The sequence below is a fragment of the Marilutibacter chinensis genome (assembly GCF_021725675.1).
Lineage (GTDB): Bacteria > Pseudomonadota > Gammaproteobacteria > Xanthomonadales > Xanthomonadaceae > Marilutibacter > Marilutibacter chinensis.
The window spans coordinates 45,973-67,586 of the sequence record NZ_JAKJPO010000010.1 but is presented as its reverse complement, the minus strand read 5'-3'; the positions used below and the strand labels follow the sequence as shown (position 1 = coordinate 67,586).

Below are 21,614 nucleotides of genomic sequence, written 5' to 3'. Positions count from 1 at the left end.
GGCTCAGTCGACTGCCGCGACCACCGCGCGGCGGACATGCAGGCGTGCGGCGCGCACCGCATCCGCCGCCTGGTCGAGCAGCCAGTCCCGGAATGCCGCGATCTTGCAGCTGTCGTGACGCGCGACCGGATAGGTGAACCAGAACGTGCGGCCGTCGGCGGCGACGAAATCGTGCGCCGGAACCAGTCGGCCGGCTTCCAGCTCGGCCCGGAACAGGATTGGCGAACCGATCGCCACGCCGTGACCGGCCACCGCCGCGGCGATGTCCAGATACTCGGCCGACAAGCTGGTCCCGAAGCGTCCCGGCAACGCCACGTCCTGCAGCCCGCGCGCGCGGTACCAGCACCGCCACCAGTCCGGTCGCCCCAGTAGCGGCAATGGCAGCGGCATGCGCGGGTCGTCGATCGCGGCGGCCGCGTCACGAAGGCCGGGAGCGCACAACGGCATGAAGATGCTGGGAAACAGCTCGAGCGCACGCAGGCCGCTCCAGTTGCCGTGCCCGTTCCGGATCGCCGCGTCGAACGGACCATCGACAAGGTCCTGCGCCTCCGCCGAAAGGTCCAGCTCCACCGCGATCTCCGGATGCGTCCGGCGGAAGCCGCCAAGCCTGGGCGTCAGCCAGCTCGTGCCCAGGCTCGGCAGCGCGGTGAGCGACAGACAGGCCTCGTCGGTCTCTGCGGCCTTGATGAAGCAGGCGCTCAACGCCGCGAACGCATTGCTGGTTTCCCGCGCCACCAGCCGGCCGGCGCGGGTGAGCTCGACCCGTTGCGGCCGGCGGCGGAACAAACGCACCCCGATCTGCTGCTCGAGCCGGCGCACGTGGTAGCTGACCGAAGCGGCCGAGGTATCCAGCTCGCGCGCCGCCTGGGCGAACCCACCCAGACGCGCGGCCGCTTCGAACGCGCGGATCGAGTGCAGCGACGGCAGGCGACGGTAACCGACCATAAGTGTGACTTAGCCTAACGGACCGAATTCGGATCGTCGACACCGAGGCGGTCTTCCATGATCGGGACGTCGCGTCGACCGCGGCCGCTGCAGCAAGCGGCCGCTGACGCCCATCCAGGGAGCCGCCATGAACCCACCATTCGACCCACCGCACAACGGCCGCTTTTCGCCACCCCGTCGCCGTTTTCTTGCCGCCGCCGCGCTCGCCGGCGGCGCCGCCGCATTCGGCCTGTTTCCCGCGATGCGTGGCGCACGGGCCGCGACCGACCGTCCGGACGTCCCGCATGCGCATGACTGGGACTGGCTGCACGGCAGCTGGGACGTCCATCATCGCCGGCTCAAGGAGCGCCTGGTCGGCGACACCCGCTGGGAGGAGTTCACCGGGCGCAGCGCGATGTGGCTGACGATGGGCGGGCTGGGGACGATCGACGACAACAGCCTGGAACTGCCCGACGGCAGCTATCGCGGCCTGGGGCTGCGGGTGTTCGATCCGGAGACCGCGCAGTGGGCGATCTGGTGGCTGGACGGACGCAACCCGACCCGCATCGATCCGGCCGTGCGCGGCGGCTTCGAAGGCGATACCGGCACCTTCACCGGCCGCGACACTCTTCGCGGACAGCCGATCCTGATGCGCTTCCGCTGGAACGACATCCACGGTCCGCGGCCATGGTGGGAACAGGCGTTCTCGCCCGACGATGGCGCCACCTGGGAAGTGAACTGGCGCAACTGGTTCACTCGTACGTCCGAAACGCCGGACCCGTTGCCGATGCTGCCCGGCGCACCCACCGACTTCAGTTTTCTCGCCGGCCGCTGGAAGGTACGGAACCGCCGCCTGCGCGAGCGCCTGGTCGGCAGCGACGACTGGGACGAATTCGACGGCACCCTGAACAACTGGCCGGTACTGGGCGGGTACGGCAACGTCGGCGACAACGTAATGCACTTTCCCGGCGGCGACGTGCGCGGGGTCAGCGTCCGCAGCTACGACACGGGTACAGGCCAGTGGCTGAGCTGGTGGATCGACAGCCGCAACCCGTCGCGGCTCGATCCGCCGGTGGGCGGAAGCTTCGCCGCCGATGACGACCGCCGCGTCCTGGTCGGCGACGACACCCTGCGTGGCCGGCCAGTCAAGACCCGCGTGGTCTGGTCGCATATCGCCGCCGACTCCGCGCGCTGGGAACAGTCGTGCTCGGCCGACGGCGGCAGGAGCTGGGAACCGAACTGGGTCAGCGATTTCGTCCGCGTCGGCTGACTCCCGTCGCAAGCGGGCGGAACATACCGGTGGGAGGCATGTCGGCGAAAGGAAGGCGGCCGACAGGGGCCGGAAAGCAGAACGGCGGGCCATGCCCGCCGTTCTTTGTCGAACCGCCCGCCGGATCGCCTCGTGCGGCGATGCGTCGCTTACTCCTTCGCGGCCGCCTTCTTGGCGACGACCTTCTTGGCCGGGGCCTTGGCGACCTTGGTCGCCTTCTTCGCCACCGGCGCCGAAGCCGAACCGGTCGCCTTGGTCACCGCCGCGTGCGAGCGGGCGTTGCCATAGCTGGAGTTGTAACGCTTGCCCTTGGCGGTCTTGCGGTCGCCCTTGCCCATGTTCCTTGCTCCGAATCTGTCGAGATGGTGTTGAAGATGACGCGCAGTCGGCGAGGACGCGCTATCGGGATACGCCACGAGGCGTGACCGCGCATTTTAGCATGCGAATCGATGCTGCCGGGGCCTGGGCCAGGCTTCCCCGGCAAGGACGACGCGCCGACGGCGCGGTAGTGCCGCGCGGGTCGGCGAACGCCTGGCGTGCCATGCCGCAAAGGAAGTGCAGGGCCGCGGCCCGGAATTCGCGCAACCAGGTAGCCGGTTCCGGAATCGATCCAGGTGCCCAGCACCGGCTCAATGCGCGCAGGTCGCGTCGTGGACGTGGCCGTGGTTCAGACGCAGGTTGGCCAGATGCGCCAGGCCGACCAGGGTGCCGCCGAAGGTCATCGCCACCGCGTGCGGCAGCAGGGCCTCGTGCAGGGGCCGGTACAGCACGCCGATCCACAGCACCAGCAACCCCGGGACCAGCAGCGACAGCGCCCGCACCGCACGGTGGCGCCGGTAACCCCAGACGACGCTGAACAGACCCAGCCCGGTCGCGAACACCACGAACGCCAGCTCGAAGCCGTCGTCGAACCAGCCGGACACGCCCAGCGAAGGCAGGGTCGCGATCAGGATCGGCAGCAACGCGCAGTGCACCGCGCACAGCAGCGAGCCGATCGCACCGATACGGTCGAGGAAACGACGGAACGCGAGACGGATTCGGGAGGGAGGCATGACGTACGACAGGGGCTGGATCTCGAATAGTTATAGTATAACATTTCGACTATCCCGGTACGCCACTTTACCCGATGCCCATGTCTTCCCGCACCTTTCCACGCCCCCTCCCCCTGTCGATCGCCCTCGCCGCCGCGCTGATGGCCGGCTCTCCATTACTGCATGCGGCGCCCGACGCCGCGGCCGATCAGGAACACGAACATGAACCGGTGGATCTGAACGCGGTCCAGGTGCGCGCCACGCCGCTAGCCGGTACTGCCGAGGACCTGACCCGTCCGGTCGAGGTACTGGCCGGCGAGAAGCTCGACGAGGCCAAGGCCAACTCGCTCGGCGAGACCGTCTCCAAGCTGCCCGGCGTGCAGTCGACGTACTTCGGCCCGGGTGTCGGCCGACCGATCGTGCGCGGCTTCGATGGCGCGCGCGTGCAGGTGCTCAGCGACGGCCTCGGCGCCGGCGACGTGTCGACGGTCAGCGTCGACCACGCGGTCACGATCGAGCCGTTCCTGGCCAACCAGATCGAGGTGCTGAAGGGACCGGCGACCCTGCTCTACGGCAGCGGCGCGATCGGCGGCGCGGTCAACGTCATCGACGGGCGAATTCCCGAGGCAGCGACCGAAAGGCCGCTGGAGGGTCGTGCCGAACTGCGCGCCGGCACCGTCAACGACGAGAAGACCGGCATGGTCCGCCTTGACGGCACCTCCGCCGGCGGCAACCTCGTGTTCCATTTCGACGCCCTGCATCGCGAGACCGGCGACTACGACATTCCCGGCTTCGCCGAGAGCGAGCACGCGCACGAGGACGAGGAACACGACGGCGAGGAAGGGCACGAGGAAGAAGGTGCCCACGGCACTCTGCCCAACAGCGCGGTACGTACCGATGCCGGCGCACTGGGCGTGTCCTGGGTCGGCGAGCGCGGTTTCCTCGGCGTCGGCGTCAGCCTCTTCAACACCCGCTATGGGGTGCCCGGCCACTCGCACGAACACGAAGAAGACCATGACGACGACCACGATCACGACGAAGAGGAACACGAGGAAGAGGGACCGGTCCGGATCGTGATGGACCAGCGCCGCACCGAGCTGCGCGGTGGCCTCGATGACATCGGCCCGTTCGTCTCCCTGCGCGGCAAGATCGCCCACACCGACTACACCCACACCGAGTACGAAGGCGACGAAGTCGGTACCGTGTTCGACAATGACAGCACCGAGGCGCGGCTGGAGCTGGTCCATCGTCCGCTGATGGGTTGGGACGGCGCAATCGGCCTGCAGTGGGCGGAGCGTGACTTCCAGGCGATTGGCGAGGAAGCCTTCGTGCCGGCCTCGCAGTCGCGCGACGCCGGCCTGTTCTGGATCGGTCAGCGCGAGTTCGGCGCCCTGAAGTTCGAGCTCGGCGCGCGCCACGACCGCAACCGCATCGACATCGACGAGGCCGAGGCGATCGGCCCCGATCGCGATTTCAACACCACCAGCCTGTCGGCCTCGATGCGCTGGAACGTCAGCCCGGACTTCCACCTGTCCTTCGGCCTCGACCGCGCACAGCGTGCACCCACCGCCGAAGAGCTGTATTCCAACGGCCTGCACGTGGCCACCGCGAGCGTCGAACTGGGCAACCCGGACCTCGACGTGGAGACCGCCAACCGCGCCGAACTGGGCCTGCACTGGCATCGCGGACCGTTCAGGCTCGGCGCATCGATCTACCACGCACGCTTCGACGACTTCATCTACCTGGCCGATACCGGTATCGACGACGGCGGTCCGGTGCGGGTGTGGGCACAGGACGATGCGCGCTTCAACGGTGCCGAGGCCGAAGGCAGCTGGAATTTCGCCGACAACGCCAGCGGCAGCTGGGACCTGCGCGTGTTCGGCGACGTCGTGCGCGGCGAGCTGAGCGGAAGCGGTACCCGCGATTTCGACATCTCCGTGCCCCACGGCGACCACACCCACGACTACACCGCGGCGCTGGCGCGTGGCGGCAACCTGCCGCGGATCGCTCCCGCCCGCGTCGGCGGAGAGCTGCGCTGGGCGATGGGCGCGTGGCGCGCTTCGCTGGGTGCGACCCGCTATGCCGAACAGGACGATGTCGCCGAGAACGAGGAGTCGACGCCGGGCTACACCCTGGTCGACGCCCATCTGGCCTGGCACATGGACACCGCGTCCGGCGGCGCCTGGGAGGTGTTCGTCGACGGCACCAATCTGCTCGACGAGGAGGCGCGCGCGCATACCTCGTTCCTGAAGGACCTTGCACCGCTGCCGGGTCGCGGGATCGCGTTCGGCGTACGCGCGTTCTTCTGATCCGCCCTCTGCAGAAATCCACGGGCGCCGCTGCGAGGTGGCGCCCGTTCTGCGTTCAACGTCCCTGCAACGCCTCGTGCAGCCCAGGCTGGTGATCGGCGCCTACGCAGTCCCTGCGGCGCTCGCGGATCGCCTTCGCGGTGCAGCTGTCGCGGCCGCCGAACAGACCGAGCAGGGTCCGCGCGACCACCGAGTCCTCCTTCAGTTTCTCGACCGCGTCGCCGTCGGTCGCCCAGTCGTCGGCGAAACGCGTGCTGCGCGGATCGAGCGTGGCGCGCGAGGCCAGAGGATCGGGCCTTGCGAATCCGGTTGGTTCGTCGGACCCGGGCACCGACAGATCCAGCGGCCGTTGCGGTGCCGGCGTGTCGCCTGACGGCAGGAACACCGCCGAGGTCTCCCCCGGCACTGGCCGCGATGGCGACTCGGGGGTGTGGGCGATCCTCGCCCGTGCCGGCGATACGGCAGCCGGCGCAGCCGTCGTCCCGACTTCCGGTTCGGTAGGCGCCCTGGATATGAAACGGACAAGCAGCACCGGCTCGTCATCCACATTGGCGGACATCGGCACCTGGAGCTGGAACCGGAACAGCAGCCACCACGACGCGTACAGGTGCAGGCCGGCGACGAAGGCCATCAACGCGATCCGTGCCAGCTGGTCCCGCCTGTCCTGTCCGCAGTGCATCCTTGCTCCGGTCGCGACGATGACCGGCGCACTCTAGCCGGCGTCTCCGGCGGCGTGGTTAGGAAATCGTTGCCGCGCGCGAGGGACGGCCCGGCCGGGGCTCAGCTCCCTGGCGCGCACCCGGCGCAGATGCCGTGCACTTCCAGCGTCTGCGCCTGCGGAGTGAAGCCCAGCGCGCGGGCACGCCGGTCGAGCGAGGCGACGATCTCCTCGTCTTCCAGCTCCGTCGCGGACTGGCACTTGTCGCAGATCAGGAACGGCACCGCGTGCGCCTCGGCGCCCGGATGATGGCATCCGACAAAGGCGTTGATCGACGCGAGTTTGTGGATGAAGCCGTGCTCGAGCAGGAAGTCCAGCGCGCGATAGATCGTCGGCGGCGCCGCCGAATCGTGGGTCGCCTTCATCTGGTCGAGCAGGTCGTACGCCTTGACCGGACGCCCGGCATCGGCGATCAGCTGCAGCGCATGCGCGCGGATCGGGGTCAGGCGCAGGCCGCGCTGTTTGCACAGCCGCTCGACCTCGCGCACGAAACCGGCGGCGTCGTGGACGTGGTGCTTGGGGTCGGTGCAGGCGTGCGGCGCATCCATGATCCTGATTTAGGGCGCTTTGGGCATTTTTGCAAGCGCGGCGTCGATACGCGCCAGCGCCTCGTCGCGGCCGCACAGGTACACCGTGTGGCCGATGTCGGGGCTGACCTGGGTTCCGGTGATCGCCACCCGCATCGGCTGGGCGACCTTGCCCATGCCGATCTCCAGCGCCTGCGCAGTCGCCTGCAGCGCCGCGGTGATCGCCTCGGCGCTCCACTCCGGCAGCGCGGCGATACGCTGGCGCGCGTCGGCCAGCGGCGCCCGCGCCTTGTCGGTCAGGTGCTTGGCGACGGCCGCGTCGTCGTATTCGGTCAACGGCTGGAACCAGACCCTCGCCCGCTCGGCCATCTCCTTCAGCGTCTGCACCCGGTCGCGCAACGCGATCACGATGTCGGCGGCGGCCGGCCCCTTCGAAGGATCCAGACCCTGCGCGCGCAGGTGCCAGTCCAGGTGCATGGCGACGTCGGCCGGATCGTCGGACTTCAGGTACTGCTGGTTCAGCCAGCCCAGCTTGGCCGGATCCAGGCGTGAGGCCTTGGCGTTGACGTCCTTGAGGTCGAACAGCCGGGTCATCTCAGCGACCGAGAAGATCTCCTGGTCGCCATGCGACCAGCCCAGCCGCACCAGGTAGTTCAGCAGCGCATGCGGCAGATAGCCCATCTCGCGGTACTGCATCACGTCGGCCGCGCCTGTGCGCTTGGACAGCTTGGCGCCATGCTCGTCGAGGATCATCGGCAGATGCGCGAAATGCGGCACCGGCGCACCCAGCGCCCGGTAGATGTTGATCTGCCGCGGCGTGTTGTTGACGTGATCGTCGCCGCGCACCACGTCGGTGATGCCCATGTCGATGTCGTCGACCACCACGGCGAAGTTGTATGTCGGATAGCCATCGGAACGGAAGATCACCAGGTCGTCGAGCTCGTCGTTGCTGATCTCGATGCGGCCCTTGACCTTGTCCTCCCACACCACCGAGCCGCCTTGCGGGTTGCGGAAGCGGATCACCCGGTTCGGATCATCGCGGTATGGCAGCCCCGCATCCCGCGCGGCGCCGCTGTAGCGGGGCTTCAGGCCGGCGGCCATCGCCGCCTCTCGCATCGCCTCCAGCTCCTCCCGGGTCTCGTAGGCGTAGTAGGCGGCGCCGTCGGCCAGCATCCGCTCGGCGACCTCGCGATAGCGATCGAGGCGCGAGGTCTGGTAGACGGGACCCTCGTCGTAGTCCAGCCCGAGCCACTCCATCGCCTGCAGGATCGCGTCGATCGCCCCCTGAGTACTGCGCTCGCGATCGGTGTCCTCGACCCGCAGCACGAACTGGCCGCCGTCGCGGCGCGCCTCCAGCCAGCAGTACAGCGCGGTGCGCGCGCCGCCGATGTGCAGATAGCCGGTGGGACTGGGAGCGAAACGGGTGCGGGTGGTCATTCGGTGATCTGGGACGGCGGCGGACAAGTCGATCATTTTACCGGGTTGCCGGTTCGCCGTGCCGGACCCGGGAAGGTCCGGGTGGCGCCCGACGACAGGCCGGCAACCCGCAGCCACTACAATCGCCGCATGACCACTCTCTTCATTTCCGACCTGCATCTCGATCCCGAGCGCCCGGACATCACCGCCGTGTTCGTCGCATTCCTGCGCGGCGAGGCCCGCGATGCCGATGCGCTGTACATCCTCGGCGACCTGTTCGAGGCCTGGGTGGGCGACGACGATCCGTCCGATGTCGGCGCAACCGTCGCATCCGAGGTCAGGACGCTGGTCGATTCGGGCGTGCCGGTGTTCTTCATCCGCGGCAACCGCGACTTCCTGCTCGGCGACGCCTACGCCCGCCGCGCCGGAATGGTCGTGCTGCCGGACCCGGCCGTGATCATGCTGTACGGACGCCCCGTCCTGCTGATGCACGGCGACCTGCTGTGCACCGACGACACCGCCTACCAGCAGTTCCGCGCCCAGGTGCGCGACCCGCACTGGCAGGCCCGGTTCCTGGCGCAGCCGTTGCAGGCCAGGCTGGCGTTCGCGCAGCAGGCGCGCGAGGCCAGCATGCGGCGGCAATCGGAGATGAAGGACGGCGACCGCGGCCGGTTCGAGACCATCACCGACGTGTCTCCGGTGGCCGTACGCGAGACCCTGCACCGTTTCGGCATCGATACCCTGATCCACGGCCATACCCACCGCCCTGCGGTGCACGAGCTCGACGTCGACGGCCACGCCTGCCGGCGCATCGTGCTGGGGGACTGGTACGAACAGGGCTCGGTGCTGCGCGTCGACCGTGATGGCGCCCGGCTGGAAGGCCTGCCACTGCCGTGACCGTCAGTCCATGACGTGACGACAAGGAGGTATTGCGATGTATCTGCTTGCGGGCGCCATCCTGATCCTGTTCGGCCTGACGGGTCTCGTTCGCGGCGAAATCACGTTCTTCTCGCGATTCGGGAAGGCCGGATTCAACGTCGAGGACGACGGATGGGTCTTCAAGGTCGTCGTCTGGCACACGATCCTCGGCGGGCTGTACTGCATGTACCTCCACTTCCACCCGGAGTGACGGCCCCGCTCAACCGGTGGCCCGCGCCAACGCCTCCAGCTCCTCGTCGCTGAAGCCCGCGGCACTGCGCGCGGACAGATTGAACGGGCCGTACAGCACCGCGCGCGCGTATTCGGCCAGCAGTTCGCGGAAGCGTGTCGCCGGATCGACGCCGGCCCGCTCGCAGTACCACTTGAACCAGCGCGAACCGGCGGCGACATGGGCGATCTCCTCGCGCAGGATCACCTCCAGTATCCCGGCGGTGGCCTCGTCGCCGAGCGCGCGCAGCTTCACGATCATGCCCGGCGTCACGTCCAGCCCGCGCGCCTCCAGCACGCGCGGCACCAGCGCCATCCGGGACAGGCCATCGTGCGCGGTCTTCTCGGCCATCTCCCACAGGCCGTTGTGCGCGTCGAAGTCGCCGTAGTCGCGGCCGAGCTCGCGCAGCCGCGTACGCAGCATTCGGAAGTGGCGGGCCTCGTCGGCGGCGACCGATACCCAGTCGGCATAGTACGCATCGGGCAGTCCGCGGAAGCGGTAGACAGCATCCCAGGCCAGATCGATCGCGTTGAATTCGATATGGGCGATCGCATGGATGAAGGCCGCCCGCCCCTCGTCGGTACCGGGTCCGCGCCGCGGCAGTTCGCGCGGATGAACCAGCCGCGGGCGCGCGGGGCGGCCCGGCATGCGGATCGGTTCCGGTGGCGGCGCATCCACGACGACCGGCCGCTCGCCGCGTGCGAACGCTTCGGCATGGGCGAGGGTCGACGCGACCTTTTCGTCGGGCGCGTCGGCGTCCAGGCAAGCAAGCGCGGCGTCGAACAGGGAGATCACGCGGCGCATCCCCGCATCGTCGTCGGCCGCAGCCGGATCACGACGCGCGTCGACGGGTCTTGGCTTCGTCCGAACGCAGATGCCTGACCCGCTCGAAGTAGTCGTCGGCGGTGCCGGTGATGTACTCGCCGTTGAAACAGGAGGAGTCGAAACGGGCGATCCGGTGCTTCGGGCCCGATACCGCCTGCTCCAGATCGTCGAGGTCCTGGTATATCAGCCAGTCGCAACCCAGCAGCGCCTCGATCTCGCGTTCGTCGCGGCCGTAGGCGATCAGCTCCTCGCGGGTGGGCATGTCGATGCCGTAGATGTTCGGGTGCCGCACGGGCGGCGCGGCGGAGGCGAGGTAGACCTTGCGCGCACCGGCCTCGCGCGCCATCTGCACGATCTGCTGGCTGGTGGTGCCGCGAACGATCGAGTCGTCGACCAGCAGCACCACGCGGTTGCGGAACTCCAGCGGGATCGGATTGAGCTTGCGGCGCACCGACTTCGCGCGCTCGCTCTGGCCGGGCATGATGAAGGTGCGGCCGACGTAGCGGTTCTTGATGAAGCCCTCGCGGTACTTCACCCCGAGCACGTTGGCCACCTCCAGCGCGGCGTCGCGCGAGGAGTCCGGGATCGGGATCACGGTGTCGATGTCGTGATCCGGACGCAGGCGCAGGATCTTCTCGCCCAGGGTCTGGCCCATGCGCATGCGCGCCTTGTGCACCGAGACGTCGTCCATCATCGAATCCGGCCGCGCGAAGTAGACGTACTCGAACAGGCACGGCGTATGCGGCAGTTCCTCGGAACAGGCCTGGGCGAACAGCTGGCCGTCCTCGGTCACGACCACGCCCTCGCCCGGACGCACGTCGCGCACGCGCTCGAAACCGGTCAGGTCGAGCGCGACCGACTCGCTGGCGACCGCGTACTCGTCGCGGCCGTCCTTGCTGCGCCGGCCGAGCACCAGCGGGCGGATGCCGTGCGGATCGCGGAACGCGACCAGGCCGAGCCCGAGCACCGCCGCGACCACCGCGTAGCCGCCGACGCAGCGCCGGTGCACGCCCTCGATCGCCTTGAACACCGCCGCCGGGCTGAGCGCCTTCTGCATGTCCAGCTCGTGCGCGAACACGTTCAGCAGCACTTCCGAGTCCGACTCGGTATTGACGTTGCGGCGGTCCTGGGCGAACACCTCGTCGCGCAGCGCCTCGGTGTTGATCAGGTTGCCGTTGTGCGCGAGCACGATGCCGAACGGCGAGTTCACGTAGAACGGCTGCGCCTCGTCGGAACCCTCGCTGCCGGCGGTGGGATAGCGGCAGTGCCCGATGCCGATGCGCCCACGCAGCAACTGCATCGAGGCCTGGTCGAACACGTCTCGGACCAGGCCATTGCCCTTGTGCACGCGCAGCCGCGTGCCTTCGGCGGTGGCGATGCCGGCCGCATCCTGGCCGCGGTGCTGCAGCACCGTGAGTCCGTCGTACAACTGGGCCGCGACGTCGTTCTGGCCGACGATACCGATAATGCCGCACATGGCGCGTATGTCCTGCTGGGTGATGAAGGAGGGCCTGGGCGGATCCATCCCGGATTCGCCCGGACGTCGCAAGACGGGCCGGAACCCGAGCTTGCCCGGCAGGATCGGCACTCGCGTGTCCGATCCGCACGCGCCGATCCGCTCCGCGGATCGGTCCGGCCTGCCGCCGTGCGACCGGCATCCGCACCGGCGATGCGGAACGCCGTGCGGGCGACCGGTGCCCATCCATGATGCGCGCAATCCCCAGGGCGCCCCGGGGTCGCGCCACCCGCGATGATCGCGCCGGCCGCGGCCGCTAGTTTACCTGGAGCGTTGCGGTGATGGCCCCGACGATGGACCATCCACCGCCGCCGGATCGTAGGCCTGTCCGCCCAGGCCGTTGCCGGCGTCGACGTTGGCCGGATCCACCGCGGGTGCCGGCGCGTTGCCGGCCCGCGGTGGCGACCCGTCAGGACGCGGCATCAGATCCTCCAGGCTCTGCAGGCCATCCAGGCCCTGCAGGTCCGGCAGGTTCTGCAGGTCCGGCAACGGCAGCGGCAGCGCCTGTCCGGCAGGAGCAGCGCCATGGTCCGCCGACCGACCGCCCAGCGAGCGCAACAGTTCGTTCGGATCCTGGCCGAGCATGCCGCCGCCATCGACCAGCGGCCCCAGCGCGCGGCTCTGCTGACGCAGCCTGTCGCCGGACAACGGACCTGCGCTGTCGAAGCTGACCTGCTGTGCGATCGCCGCCGGCAGCAGGTCACGCAGCCAGCGCGCGCCCGGCTCGAACAACGGGATGGTCTGCGACCGGTGCCACTGGGCATCGCCCGGCAACGAAGTGAAGCCCATCAGCAGCACCAGCGCGCATGCGAACAGCGCGCCGCGCAGCACGCCGAACGCCAGTCCGAGGCCACGGTCCAGGCTCGACAGGCCGACCGATTCGAGCAGCCGCCGGATGAACCAGCTCAGCAGTTTCACCGACACCAGCACGGTGCCGAAGCACAGCACGTAGCCGCCGACGACGTAGCCCATGCTCGGGTTCGCGGTCTCGGCCAGCATCACCGCGGCATCGTCGCCGAAGCCATAGGCGACCGCGCCGGCCAGCACCCACGACACCAGCGACAGCATCACGCCGACGAAACCGCGCATCAGCCCGAGCAGGGCCGATATCGCCACGATCGCCAGCAGTACCCAATCGATCGCCGTCATTGTCCAGCTCCTTCTGACGTCGGGAGAATCCTTCTCACGGATGCGGCCGCACGATCCCGGCAATGCCCAGCCGGGCGGCGACCTGTGCCTTCAACTGTTCCGCCTCACCACGACTGGCAACCGGTCCGACCCGCACGCGGCTGAGCGTGCCCTTGTCGGTGTTGACCTGTTCGATGAACGCGGTGAAGCCGGCCGCGCGCGCGCGATCGCGCAGCTTGCCGGCCTCTTCCGCATGGCTGAACGCACCCAGTTGCACCGCGAAGCCCACCGCGGCGGCAACCGGCGCAGCGGGCCGAGTTGCGGGCGCCGCCGCCGGAGCCTGCTGCCCGGGTCGTTCTTCCCGGGCTGTCGCGGTCCCGCGCGGGGCAGCCGGTTCGGCTGCGGGAGCGGGAGCCGGTTCGGGAGGCGGCTCGGGCGCCGCCGGTCCGGCGGCCAGCGGCGACCCGGCCGGAGTGGCGGCATCGGCATTCAGTGCGATCACCCGCGGCACGACTCCGCCGTGGACACCGCCAGCGCGCACCCGTGCGGCCTCGGCATCGGCCTGGGTCGCGAACGGCCCGATCCGCACGCGGTACAGGGCGCGACCATCATCGCCGGCCACCGTTTCCTGGTAGCCGGGCAGACGCGCGCCTTTCAGCGCGACGATGACCATCTCGGCGTCGCGCGAACTGGAATAGGTACCGAAGCTCACCGCGTAGTCGCCGCCGGCGGTGGTGGCGGGCATCATCGCGTCGCCACCGGCCTCGGTCGAATCGCCGGCCTCGACGGTCGGCAGTCGCCCGTCGCCGCTCTCCGGGTCCATGCCGACGACGCCGCCAGCCGGCGCGTCGCCAGGCGCGACCAGCGGCAGCTCGCGGGTTTCGAATTCGCCCTGCGGCGCTTCGGGCGCATCGAGCGGGATGTCGGCCACTCCGCTTTCGGGAGCCGGGCCCTTGATCAGCATCGGCAGGAAGATCACGGCGAGCGCGACCAGGACGATCGCGCCGATCATGCGCTGTTTCAGGGCAGGTTCCACTAGGCAGGTCCAGGAGGCTGTTCGGAGTCCCGCAGGCCAGGACGATTCGCGACGCGATTATACCCCTGCCCGCCTGGACGCCTGTTCCCGGGGTGGGTCACGGTTCAGTCGCGGCTGTCGCGGACATCCTGCTGAGGACTTCAGCGCAACACCTGCAACGCCGCCGCCACGGTGTGGAAAGAGCCGAACACCAGGATCCGGTCGCCGGCCTGCGCCCCGGCCAGGGCCGCGGCCAGCGCAGTGGCAACGTCGGCATTGCGCCGGCCGGCCGCCGCCGCGGTGCCGGCCAGGCGCACCGCCAGCGCATCGACACCGCTGCCGCGCGCCCCGGCATCCTCCAGCCCTGCCAGGAACCAGTCGTGGATCTCCTCGGCCAGGGCGGTGACCACCCCGGCCGCATCCTTGTCGTCCAGCGCCGCGTACACCGCGCGGGTCCGTCCAGCCGCCGGTTGCGCGCGCAGCCATTCCGCCAGCGCCCGCGCCGCCTGCGGGTTGTGGCCGACGTCGACCAGCACGCTCACGCCATCCCGCTCGAAGCGCTGCAGCCGTCCGGCCACCACCGCAGTGGCCATGCCGGTGGCGATCGCCGACGCCGGCAGCGGCTTCGGTGGCGCCGGCAGTGCCCGCAACGCGGCGATCGCGACCGCGGCATTGCGCAACTGCACCGGTGCGGCCAGCGCCGGCATCGGCAGTTCCAGTTCGTAGCCGACCTCGCGCCAGCGCCAGTGCCCGCCCTCGGGCGGCGGCGGCTCGAAAAAGAAGTCGCAGCCGATCCGCAGCGCCGAAGCGCCGATCGCATAGGCATGGCGCAGCACGCTCGACGGCGGGTCGTCGTCGCCGAGCACCAGCGGTCGCCAGCCACGCGCGACGCCCGCCTTCTCGCGCCCGATCGCCTCGCGGTCCTCGCCGAGCCAGTCCTGGTGGTCGACATCGACGGTGGTGATCACCGCCACGTCCGGGTCGACGACGTTGGTCGCGTCCAGGCGCCCGCCGAGGCCGACCTCGAGGATCGCGAGGTCGAGGCCGGCGCGCTCGAACAACCACAGCGCGGCCAGTGTCCCGTGTTCGAAATAGGTCAGCGGGGTCGCACCGCGCGCCGCCTCGACCGCCTCGAAGGCTTCGACGAGCGCGTCATCGACGGCATCGCTGCCGTCGATCCGCACGCGCTCGTTGTAGGCAAGCAGATGCGGGGAGGTGTAGGCGCCGCTTCGCCAGCCGGCACTGCGTGCGATCGCCTCGATGAAGGCCACCGTCGAGCCCTTGCCGTTGGTGCCGGCGACGGTGATCACCTGCTTGGCGGGCCGTCCCAGGCCCATCCTCGCTGCAACCTCGCGCACGCGCTCCAGCCCCATGTCGATGGCCCTGGGGTGCTGCTTCTCGATGCGGGCAAGCCAGTCGGCGAGCGTGGCCACGCGGGACTCCTGCGCAGACGCCGCGGACGCGCGGCGAACGGGTGGATGACGATCACGGCCCGGATGCGCGTGACCGCACGATTCGGGCATGTGGAGCACCAATTATCGCGGAACTCACCTCGTCTTTACGCATGTCCCGGCCTCCGCGCCAAGAATCGGCCGGTCGGTTCGCCGACATCCCAACGAAGACCGCATACAGACACCAAGGAGAAGCAGGATGCGCATGCAACCGCGTAGCAAGTGGATCATCGGCCTGGGCCTGGCCGCCGCCATCGTCGCAGGCGTCGCCATCGCCAAGCCGCGCAATGGCGAGCTGGGCGTCTATCTGGACGACAACGGCAACGTCGTCGGCACCTACCAGGTCAGCTGCGACGGCGTCTTCAGCTACACCGGCACCCGCACCTCCCACCCGGTCGCCAACGGCCAGCTGTTCTGCAATTTGCCCTGAGCCGGACCGCCGTGAACCGGACGGCCGCCATGGGCTTCATGGCGGCCGTTTCGCATCGGGAACGGTGAACCGCTCTTACAGCGCCCGGTGCACCGCTTCGCCGAACAGCGCGGTGTGGTGGCCGCAGTCGTTGAGGCGGACCACGTCGAGGGTCTCGACCCGGTCGCCCTCGAGCAGGTTCAGCGTGGTCGGCGCCTGCCGGAACGTCCACAGCCGGCGGAACGGAATCCCGAGCAGATGACAGAGAATCACCCGGTTGACCGCGTCGTGGGCGACCACCAGCAGGGTCTCGTCGCTGGCGAGTCCCTCGCCGGCGCGCTGCAGCGCCGGCCAGGCACGGTCGAACACCTGCTGCAGCGATTCGCCGCCCTCGCCCGGCATCAGCACGGTCTCCGGCGCCTCGCGCCAGGCGCGCAGGCGCTCGGGATCCCGCTCGCGGATCTCGCTGGCGAGCAGGCCCTCCCATTCGCCGTGGCCGATCTCCATCAATCCCGCATCGGTGGCCAGCAGGCCGGCGCGATCACCGAGCGCGAGTTCGGCGGTGGTGCGGGCGCGCGACAACGGCGACGCCACCGCGCGGGCGATCGGCACCGCGTGCAGGCGTTCGCCCAGCGCACGCGCCTGTGCTTCACCGATCGGCGACAGCGGAATGTCTTCCTGGCCCTGGTAGCGGCCCTCGGCGTTCCACGGCGTCTCGCCGTGGCGGGCTAACAGTACTCGCATCGATCGGCTCCCGTGCTCAGACCTGGTGGAGGGACAGGACGCCGGGAACCGCGCGCAACTCCGCCAGCTCGGCGTCGGTGACCGCGCGGTCGACGGTGATCGCCGCACGCGCCTGGCCGTCGCCGGCCGCACCGAGCGCGAAGTTGACGATGTTGACGCCGGCCGCGCCCAGCTTCGAGCCGACCGTGCCGATCATGCCGGGACGGTCCTCGTTGCGCATCAGCAGAACCGGCGCGAGCGGGTCGAATTCGATCTCGACCCCGTCCAGGCGCACGACCCGGGGCCCCCGGTGCAGGGTCGCCTCGACCTCGCGGGCGCGCTCGCCGTTCTCGATCCGCACCCGCAGCAGGCGGTCGAAGCCGTCGCCGTCGCCGCCGACAGTCTCGGCCACCGTCAGGCCACGCGCCGCGGCTTCGTGCAGTGCGTTGACCGGGGTGACCCTGCCCGACGCGGTGCCCATCAGCGCCGCCACCAGCAAACGGGTCAGCGGTCGCGTATCCAGGCCTTCGGTGCGACCGGCGTAGGTCACGTGCAGCCGGGTCGGTGCCGGCACCAGGCGTGCGGCGAGACGGCCCAGCGCGGACATCAGCGGCATCCACGGCCCGACCTCGCGCGCGGCCTCGGCGGTCAGCGGCGGCAGGTTGACGCAGCCGGCGACCGCGCCGGTGGCGGTGAAGTCGATGATCTGGCGCGCCAGGATCGTGCTGACCGCCTGTTGCGCCTCGCTGGTCGACGCGCCCAGGTGCGGTGTCAGGATCAGCCGCGGGTGGCCGCGCAACGGCGAATCGGCCTGCAGCGGTTCGGTGGCGAAGGTGTCCAGCGCGGCGCCGGCCAGATGGCCCTCGTCGAGCAACCGGATCAGCGCGGCCTCGTCGACCAGGCCGCCGCGGGCGGCATTGATCAGGTAGGCGCCCCTCTTCATCGCACGCATCCGCGCTTCCGACAGCAGGTTGGTGGTCTCCTTGGTGCGCGGGATGTGCAGGGTGACGATGTCGGCCCACGCCAGCAGCTCGTCCAGCCCCTTCAACGGCACGCTGCCCTTGGCGGCGGCACCGGCGGGCAGGAACGGGTCGTGCGCGGCGACCTCCATGCCGATGCCGGCGGCCTTGCGCGCGACGGTTCCGCCGATCCGGCCCAGGCCGATCACGCCCAGCTTCTTGCCCTCCAGCTCAAAGCCGGTGAGGCCGGCCTTCGGCCACTCGCCAGCCTTCATTCCGGCGTCGGCGCGCGGAATGTGGCGGGCCAGCGCGAACAGCAGCGAGATCGCATGCTCGGCGGCCGCCAGGGTGTTGCCGTCGGGCGCGTTCATCACCGCGATGCCACGTGCGGTGGCGGCGTCGACGTCGATGGTGTCGACACCGGCGCCGGCGCGGCCGATCACCTTCAGCTTCTCCGCCTTCGCCAGTGCCGCGACCGGAATCTTGGTCGCCGAGCGGACCAGTACCGCATCGAAACCGGCCAGTTTGTCGGCCAGGGCTTCGGGATCCTTGATCGGTTCGGGGGCGATTTCGACCTCCCATCCCGCATCGCGGAACAGGTTGAGGCCGTCTTCGTGGATGCCATCGCAGGCCAGGACTTTCATTGCATGCTCCAGTGGGTGGAAGGACCCGCGGAACGCATGCAGCCGGCACGCTCGATGGAAGAGACCGCCCGGTCGGGGAGCGGCTGGACCTGTGGCAGGGCCTGCAGGTCGGTCGATACGGCCGAGGCTCGGAGCCTGGACGTACCTTCGGTCGGGAAACGGGGCCGGCTGGCATGGGAATCCGCGATGCCGACGAGGCTAGCAGATTGGTGCTGCGACGCAACAGTTGCGTTGGAAACCGCCGCCGGCCGGGCGAAGATGCCATCCCCAACTGGACAACCGATCGGAGCGCATGGCGTGAACAGGCAGATCAAGGGCGAATTCGAGGTCAGCGCGACACCGCAGGGCATGCTCGAACTCGGCGGCGACATCGCGGTGCGCCATGTGCGCTTCGACAAGCGTTTCCATGGCCCGCTGGACGCGACCGGCGTGGTCCAGATGCTCGCCGTCGGCACTGCGGTCGAAGGTTCGGCCGCCTATGTCGCGATCGAGCGGATCGAAGGCTCGCTCGAAGGCCGCCCGGGCAGCTTCGTAACCCAGCACAGCGGCACGATGGACCGCGGCGCGCCAACCCTGACGCTGACCGTGGTACCCGATTCCGGCGACGGCCAACTGGCCGGCCTGCGCGGCCGCATCGCGATCGACATCGTCGACGGCAGGCATTTCTACACGTTCGACTACTCGCTGCCGGCGTCCTCGGACGCTTCGTGAATGCGGTAGTGCCGCCACGCCAGCGACATGACCCGGGCCATCGCACGGCTCCTTCGCCCTGAAGCCACGATCAAAGGCTTCCGCCTTCGGCGGGTTCCTTTTGTCTCGGCAAAAGGAACCAAAACCGTCCGCTCCTGACGCCCGCCGGGACGGCTGCGTCGCTCCGACAGCCTGTGTCGACTGTAGACCCGGAGGGCGGCGCGCATGGATACGCGCCGTTTTTCGACCGAGCCATGGATGGCGAATCGAAAAATCCCGGAGCTTTATCCGTTTGCGATGGAGGTGTGTCGGGGAAGGCCCTTGATTCTTGCCTTGAGGCGACGTCCAACACCGATGGTTGGCGGTCGAACACTTCCGCTTCCAGCGCATGGCGCCTTTCTTGGCGAGAATCACCGGGGAGCATCCGCGCCCCTTTCCAAGCGCCCGGCCACACGCCCGCTACCGAACGCACGGTTCGAACGAACGGTATTGGCAACGGTCACAGAACCGGGCCCGGGCAGTTCTACTATTACTTCGACGACGCAGGGCAGTTGGTCGGCTACAGCACGATCCGCTGCGACGGCAACCGCGAGAGCTGGGGCAAGGCCACGCGCAACTACTCCGACGGATACTTCATCTGCGACCCCGGGGTCCGATCCCGGGGCGAACGGATTTCCGCTGCCGCGAACGGGCCGGCAGTGCCGGCCCGTTCGCGTATCCGGCGACATGAGGAGCTTCAGTCCTTCTCCGGCACGCCCAGCTCAGCCAGCACCTGCGGTGCCGGGAACACCTCCTGCATGATCCAGCGCATGTAACGCTGATCGACGCCGATCACCCGCGTCATCGCCGGATCGAACACCCAGTTCGAGCTGACGCTTTCCCAGTTCATGTCGAACACCAGTCCGACCAAGCGGCCATGCGCGTCCATCGCCGGCGAACCGGAATTGCCGCCGGTGATGTCGAGATCGGCCATGAAGTTGACCGGCACGGTGCCCAGCTCCCGGTCGGTCAGGCCGCCGTAATTCTTGGCCGCGACCGCATCGAGCAGCGCCTGCGGCGCGTCGAACGGCGCCTCGCCGGTGGCCTTGGCAGCGACCTCCTCCAGCCGGGTGAACGGCGCCTGCACGCTGCCGTCGGCCTTGGTATAGCTCATCACGTTGCCGAAGGTGATCCGCAGCGAGGAATTGGCGTCCGGATAGACGAATCCACCCTTGCTCTTCCTGTAGTCGGCAACCGCCTGCAGGTACAGCGGGCGTGCCAGCAGCGCGTCACCGGCTCGTGCCTTGCCCTCCTCCTCCAGCGCGAGCAGGGTCGGCATGATCGCGACCGCGAACCGGATCGCCGGATCGCGGCTCTTCTCGAACGCGGCACGGTCGGACTTCATCAGGTTGAGGCGGATCTCGGTGACGCCCAGGTCGGTCCTGGCCAGCGTGTCGAGTGCCTTGTCGATGGCCGCCTGATCGTTGCCGCCGAGCCACTCGTCGACCACCGCCACGCGTTGCGTCTGCGGCAGCTTCAGGTACTCGCGCAGCCAGTAGGCCTGCAGCTCGCGGTCCATCTTCGGGTCGTAGCGGCGCTCCATCTGCTGCAAACCGCCCTCGAACGCCGGCAGGTCGCGCTCCTGGTAGCCAGGCTCGCGCTCGGCATCGGGCTTCGCGCGCTCGATCGACAGACGGTAGAGCTGGACCGCGGCGCCGATCGCGCCGGTATGGCGCAGCTGGCCGAACACCAGGTCGCGCTCGCGATGGGCACGCGCCTGCTCGTCGAGCTCCACCAGTCGCGCGTGGGCCTCCAGTGCCGCCCTGCCCGCCTCGCCCCGTCCGCGCAGCCACTCCAGCACCGCCGTTTCCTCGGCATGCTTGGTCGCGGTGGCATCGATGCGGCGGAAGCCTTCAAGCTGGCCATCGTAGTTCTTCATCGCGTTCTGCCAGCCGCGCACGGTGCTGGCGTACTTCACCGCGATTTCCGGGTCCTGCTTGCCGGCGGCCTCGACCAGCGCGACCAGGTTCCGGTAGTGCCGGCCGACGGTCGGATAGGTCCAGTTTGCGGTTTCGTCGAACTCCTCGGCGAGCGCATAACGTGCGGTACGCCCCGGGTAACCGGCCACCATCACGAAGTCGCCGGCCTCGAGCGGGCGATCGGCGATCTTCAGCCAGTGCTTCGGCTGGTATGGAACATTGTCCTCGGCGTAGGCGGCGGGCTTGCCGTCCTTGCCGACGTAGGCGCGGTAGAACGAAAAGTCGCCGGTGTGGCGCGGCCACATCCAGTTGTCGACCTCGCCCCCATAGTTGCCGACACTGCCCGGCGGCGCGTAGACCAGGCGCACGTCGCGGATCTCGAGGTTGCGGAACAGGCGATACGTGTTGCCGCCGGCGAAGCTGTAGAGACGGCAGCGGTAGCCGTCCTCGGCCTCGCAGTCGGCGACCAGCTGCTTCTCGACGGTTTCCAGCGCGCGGGTACGGCCGAGCGCGTCCGGAGCGGCTTCGATCGCGGTTTTCACCTGCGCGGTGACATCACGGATCGAATCCAGCGCATAGATCCGCGCGTTCGGCCCGGCGGAGACTTCCTCGCCGCGCGTCGCCGCATTGAAACCGTCCTGCATCAGGTTGCTTTCCGGCGTCGAGTTGAGCTGGATCGCCCCATACGCGCAGTGATGGTTGGTCACCACCAGGCCCTGCGGGGACACGAAACTCGCGGTGCAGCCACCCAGCGACACCACCGCGCCCATCGGGTCGCCGGTCAGGTCGGCCAGCTGCTCGGGGTCGAGCTTCAGTCCTGCCTTGCGCAGCGGCTTGGCGATCTCCGGCAACTGCTGCGGCACCCACATGCCTTCGCCCGCACGGGCCTCTCCGGCGGCTGCGCAGGCAACGAACAGTGTCGCGGCCATCGCTAGAGTCGAATAACGCATCTGA

General features: G+C 69.2%; 21 protein-coding genes. 7 read left to right on the top strand and 14 right to left on the bottom strand.

The features are described from left to right. Positions 1-3: 3 nt before the first annotated feature. Positions 4-945: a LysR substrate-binding domain-containing protein gene (locus L3V18_RS14605; RefSeq protein WP_237053634.1), complete on the bottom strand. Its 942-nt coding sequence runs from the start codon at positions 943-945 to the stop codon at positions 4-6. Between the two features lie 127 nt (positions 946-1,072). On the opposite strand from L3V18_RS14605, the gene L3V18_RS14600 reads away from it, so the two are divergent. Beyond that, positions 1,073-2,194 (top strand): hypothetical protein, encoded by a 1,122-nt coding sequence (locus L3V18_RS14600; protein WP_237053635.1) that lies wholly within the window; start codon positions 1,073-1,075, stop codon positions 2,192-2,194. A gap of 149 nt (positions 2,195-2,343) precedes the next feature. Here the strand turns inward: L3V18_RS14600 and L3V18_RS14595 are convergent, their stop codons facing one another. Next, entirely contained in the window at positions 2,344-2,532 is a 189-nt protein-coding gene (locus tag L3V18_RS14595) for a 30S ribosomal protein THX (RefSeq protein ID WP_237053636.1), read from the bottom strand. Positions 2,533-2,823: 291 nt separating this feature from the next. Then, complete coding sequence (locus tag L3V18_RS14590) at positions 2,824-3,246, bottom strand: MerC domain-containing protein (RefSeq protein WP_237053637.1); 423 nt, start codon at positions 3,244-3,246, stop codon at positions 2,824-2,826. Positions 3,247-3,326: 80 nt separating this feature from the next. Between L3V18_RS14590 and L3V18_RS14585 the strand changes: the two genes are divergently transcribed. Then, positions 3,327-5,534: a TonB-dependent receptor gene (locus tag L3V18_RS14585; protein WP_237053638.1), complete on the top strand. Its 2,208-nt coding sequence runs from the start codon at positions 3,327-3,329 to the stop codon at positions 5,532-5,534. A 55-nt stretch (positions 5,535-5,589) separates the two neighbouring features. Here the strand turns inward: L3V18_RS14585 and L3V18_RS14580 are convergent, their stop codons facing one another. The 3 genes from L3V18_RS14580 to gltX all read right to left on the bottom strand — a co-directional run bounded on the left by L3V18_RS14580 (position 5,590) and on the right by gltX (position 8,216). After that, positions 5,590-6,165, bottom strand: a complete 576-nt coding sequence (locus L3V18_RS14580) for a hypothetical protein (protein ID WP_237053639.1) — start codon at positions 6,163-6,165, stop codon at positions 5,590-5,592. A 149-nt stretch (positions 6,166-6,314) separates the two neighbouring features. Beyond that, a complete protein-coding gene (locus L3V18_RS14575) occupies positions 6,315-6,800 on the bottom strand; it encodes a transcriptional repressor (protein WP_237053640.1) in 486 nt (161 codons plus the stop codon). A 9-nt stretch (positions 6,801-6,809) separates the two neighbouring features. Further along, a complete protein-coding gene (gene gltX / locus L3V18_RS14570) occupies positions 6,810-8,216 on the bottom strand; it encodes a glutamate--tRNA ligase (RefSeq protein ID WP_237053641.1) in 1,407 nt (468 codons plus the stop codon). 129 nt (positions 8,217-8,345) lie between these two features. Here gltX and lpxH point away from each other — a divergent pair, with 129 nt between their 5' ends. Together lpxH and L3V18_RS14560 are read left to right on the top strand one after the other, a co-directional pair. Continuing rightward, entirely contained in the window at positions 8,346-9,092 is a 747-nt protein-coding gene (lpxH, locus tag L3V18_RS14565; RefSeq protein ID WP_237053642.1) for a UDP-2,3-diacylglucosamine diphosphatase, read from the top strand. Positions 9,093-9,129: 37 nt separating this feature from the next. Then, positions 9,130-9,324, top strand: a complete 195-nt coding sequence (locus L3V18_RS14560; protein ID WP_237053643.1) for a hypothetical protein — start codon at positions 9,130-9,132, stop codon at positions 9,322-9,324. Between the two features lie 9 nt (positions 9,325-9,333). Here L3V18_RS14560 and L3V18_RS14555 read toward each other — a convergent pair whose 3' ends face one another. From L3V18_RS14555 to folC, 5 genes are all read right to left on the bottom strand, one after another. Next, a complete protein-coding gene (locus L3V18_RS14555) occupies positions 9,334-10,146 on the bottom strand; it encodes a ferritin-like domain-containing protein (protein ID WP_237053644.1) in 813 nt (270 codons plus the stop codon). Positions 10,147-10,174: 28 nt separating this feature from the next. After that, on the bottom strand, positions 10,175-11,644 hold the full coding sequence (purF, locus tag L3V18_RS14550; protein WP_237053645.1) for an amidophosphoribosyltransferase: 1,470 nt from the start codon (positions 11,642-11,644) through the stop codon (positions 10,175-10,177). A 300-nt stretch (positions 11,645-11,944) separates the two neighbouring features. Continuing rightward, positions 11,945-12,832 (bottom strand): CvpA family protein, encoded by an 888-nt coding sequence (locus tag L3V18_RS14545; RefSeq protein WP_237053646.1) that lies wholly within the window; start codon positions 12,830-12,832, stop codon positions 11,945-11,947. A gap of 34 nt (positions 12,833-12,866) precedes the next feature. Further along, the gene (locus tag L3V18_RS14540) at positions 12,867-13,847 is read right to left on the bottom strand and encodes an SPOR domain-containing protein (protein ID WP_237053647.1); all 981 of its coding nucleotides are present in this window, start codon (positions 13,845-13,847) and stop codon (positions 12,867-12,869) included. A gap of 140 nt (positions 13,848-13,987) precedes the next feature. After that, positions 13,988-15,259 (bottom strand): bifunctional tetrahydrofolate synthase/dihydrofolate synthase, encoded by a 1,272-nt coding sequence (gene folC, locus L3V18_RS14535; RefSeq protein ID WP_343226306.1) that lies wholly within the window; start codon positions 15,257-15,259, stop codon positions 13,988-13,990. 223 nt (positions 15,260-15,482) lie between these two features. Here folC and L3V18_RS14530 point away from each other — a divergent pair, with 223 nt between their 5' ends. Continuing rightward, on the top strand, positions 15,483-15,707 hold the full coding sequence (locus L3V18_RS14530; RefSeq protein WP_237053648.1) for a DUF6289 family protein: 225 nt from the start codon (positions 15,483-15,485) through the stop codon (positions 15,705-15,707). Positions 15,708-15,782: 75 nt separating this feature from the next. Here L3V18_RS14530 and L3V18_RS14525 read toward each other — a convergent pair whose 3' ends face one another. Beyond that, positions 15,783-16,430, bottom strand: a complete 648-nt coding sequence (locus tag L3V18_RS14525) for a histidine phosphatase family protein (protein WP_237053649.1) — start codon at positions 16,428-16,430, stop codon at positions 15,783-15,785. 16 nt (positions 16,431-16,446) lie between these two features. Beyond that, entirely contained in the window at positions 16,447-18,012 is a 1,566-nt protein-coding gene (gene serA, locus L3V18_RS14520) for a phosphoglycerate dehydrogenase (protein WP_237053650.1), read from the bottom strand. Between the two features lie 297 nt (positions 18,013-18,309). On the opposite strand from serA, the gene L3V18_RS14515 reads away from it, so the two are divergent. Continuing rightward, positions 18,310-18,723, top strand: coding sequence for a DUF3224 domain-containing protein (locus L3V18_RS14515; RefSeq protein ID WP_237053651.1), 414 nt, complete (start codon positions 18,310-18,312; stop codon positions 18,721-18,723). Positions 18,724-18,956: 233 nt separating this feature from the next. Beyond that, complete coding sequence (locus L3V18_RS19510) at positions 18,957-19,517, top strand: DUF6289 family protein (protein WP_425493464.1); 561 nt, start codon at positions 18,957-18,959, stop codon at positions 19,515-19,517. Here L3V18_RS19510 and L3V18_RS14510 read toward each other — a convergent pair. Continuing rightward, the gene (locus L3V18_RS14510; RefSeq protein WP_237053718.1) at positions 19,439-21,529 is read right to left on the bottom strand and encodes a S46 family peptidase; all 2,091 of its coding nucleotides are present in this window, start codon (positions 21,527-21,529) and stop codon (positions 19,439-19,441) included. The two genes, L3V18_RS19510 and L3V18_RS14510, sit on opposite strands and share 79 nt — an antisense overlap. Between the last annotated feature and the right edge of the window lie 85 nt (positions 21,530-21,614).

Excerpts from the sequence above, each read along its gene's own strand:
- L3V18_RS14605 (WP_237053634.1), bottom strand. The coding sequence starts at position 945 with ATGGTCGGTTACCGTCGCCTGCCGTCGCTGCACTCGATCCGCGCGTTC.
- L3V18_RS14600 (WP_237053635.1), top strand. The coding sequence starts at position 1,073 with ATGAACCCACCATTCGACCCACCGCACAACGGCCGCTTTTCGCCACCC.
- L3V18_RS14595 (WP_237053636.1), bottom strand. The coding sequence starts at position 2,532 with ATGGGCAAGGGCGACCGCAAGACCGCCAAGGGCAAGCGTTACAACTCC.
- L3V18_RS14590 (WP_237053637.1), bottom strand. The coding sequence starts at position 3,246 with ATGCCTCCCTCCCGAATCCGTCTCGCGTTCCGTCGTTTCCTCGACCGT.
- L3V18_RS14585 (WP_237053638.1), top strand. The coding sequence starts at position 3,327 with ATGTCTTCCCGCACCTTTCCACGCCCCCTCCCCCTGTCGATCGCCCTC.
- L3V18_RS14580 (WP_237053639.1), bottom strand. The coding sequence starts at position 6,165 with ATGGCCTTCGTCGCCGGCCTGCACCTGTACGCGTCGTGGTGGCTGCTG.
- L3V18_RS14575 (WP_237053640.1), bottom strand. The coding sequence starts at position 6,800 with ATGGATGCGCCGCACGCCTGCACCGACCCCAAGCACCACGTCCACGAC.
- gltX (WP_237053641.1), bottom strand. The coding sequence starts at position 8,216 with ATGACCACCCGCACCCGTTTCGCTCCCAGTCCCACCGGCTATCTGCAC.
- lpxH (WP_237053642.1), top strand. The coding sequence starts at position 8,346 with ATGACCACTCTCTTCATTTCCGACCTGCATCTCGATCCCGAGCGCCCG.
- L3V18_RS14560 (WP_237053643.1), top strand. The coding sequence starts at position 9,130 with ATGTATCTGCTTGCGGGCGCCATCCTGATCCTGTTCGGCCTGACGGGT.
- L3V18_RS14555 (WP_237053644.1), bottom strand. The coding sequence starts at position 10,146 with ATGCGCCGCGTGATCTCCCTGTTCGACGCCGCGCTTGCTTGCCTGGAC.
- purF (WP_237053645.1), bottom strand. The coding sequence starts at position 11,644 with ATGTGCGGCATTATCGGTATCGTCGGCCAGAACGACGTCGCGGCCCAG.
- L3V18_RS14545 (WP_237053646.1), bottom strand. The coding sequence starts at position 12,832 with ATGACGGCGATCGATTGGGTACTGCTGGCGATCGTGGCGATATCGGCC.
- L3V18_RS14530 (WP_237053648.1), top strand. The coding sequence starts at position 15,483 with ATGCAACCGCGTAGCAAGTGGATCATCGGCCTGGGCCTGGCCGCCGCC.
- L3V18_RS14525 (WP_237053649.1), bottom strand. The coding sequence starts at position 16,430 with ATGCGAGTACTGTTAGCCCGCCACGGCGAGACGCCGTGGAACGCCGAG.
- serA (WP_237053650.1), bottom strand. The coding sequence starts at position 18,012 with ATGAAAGTCCTGGCCTGCGATGGCATCCACGAAGACGGCCTCAACCTG.
- L3V18_RS19510 (WP_425493464.1), top strand. The coding sequence starts at position 18,957 with ATGGATGGCGAATCGAAAAATCCCGGAGCTTTATCCGTTTGCGATGGA.
- L3V18_RS14510 (WP_237053718.1), bottom strand. The coding sequence starts at position 21,529 with ATGTGGGTGCCGCAGCAGTTGCCGGAGATCGCCAAGCCGCTGCGCAAG.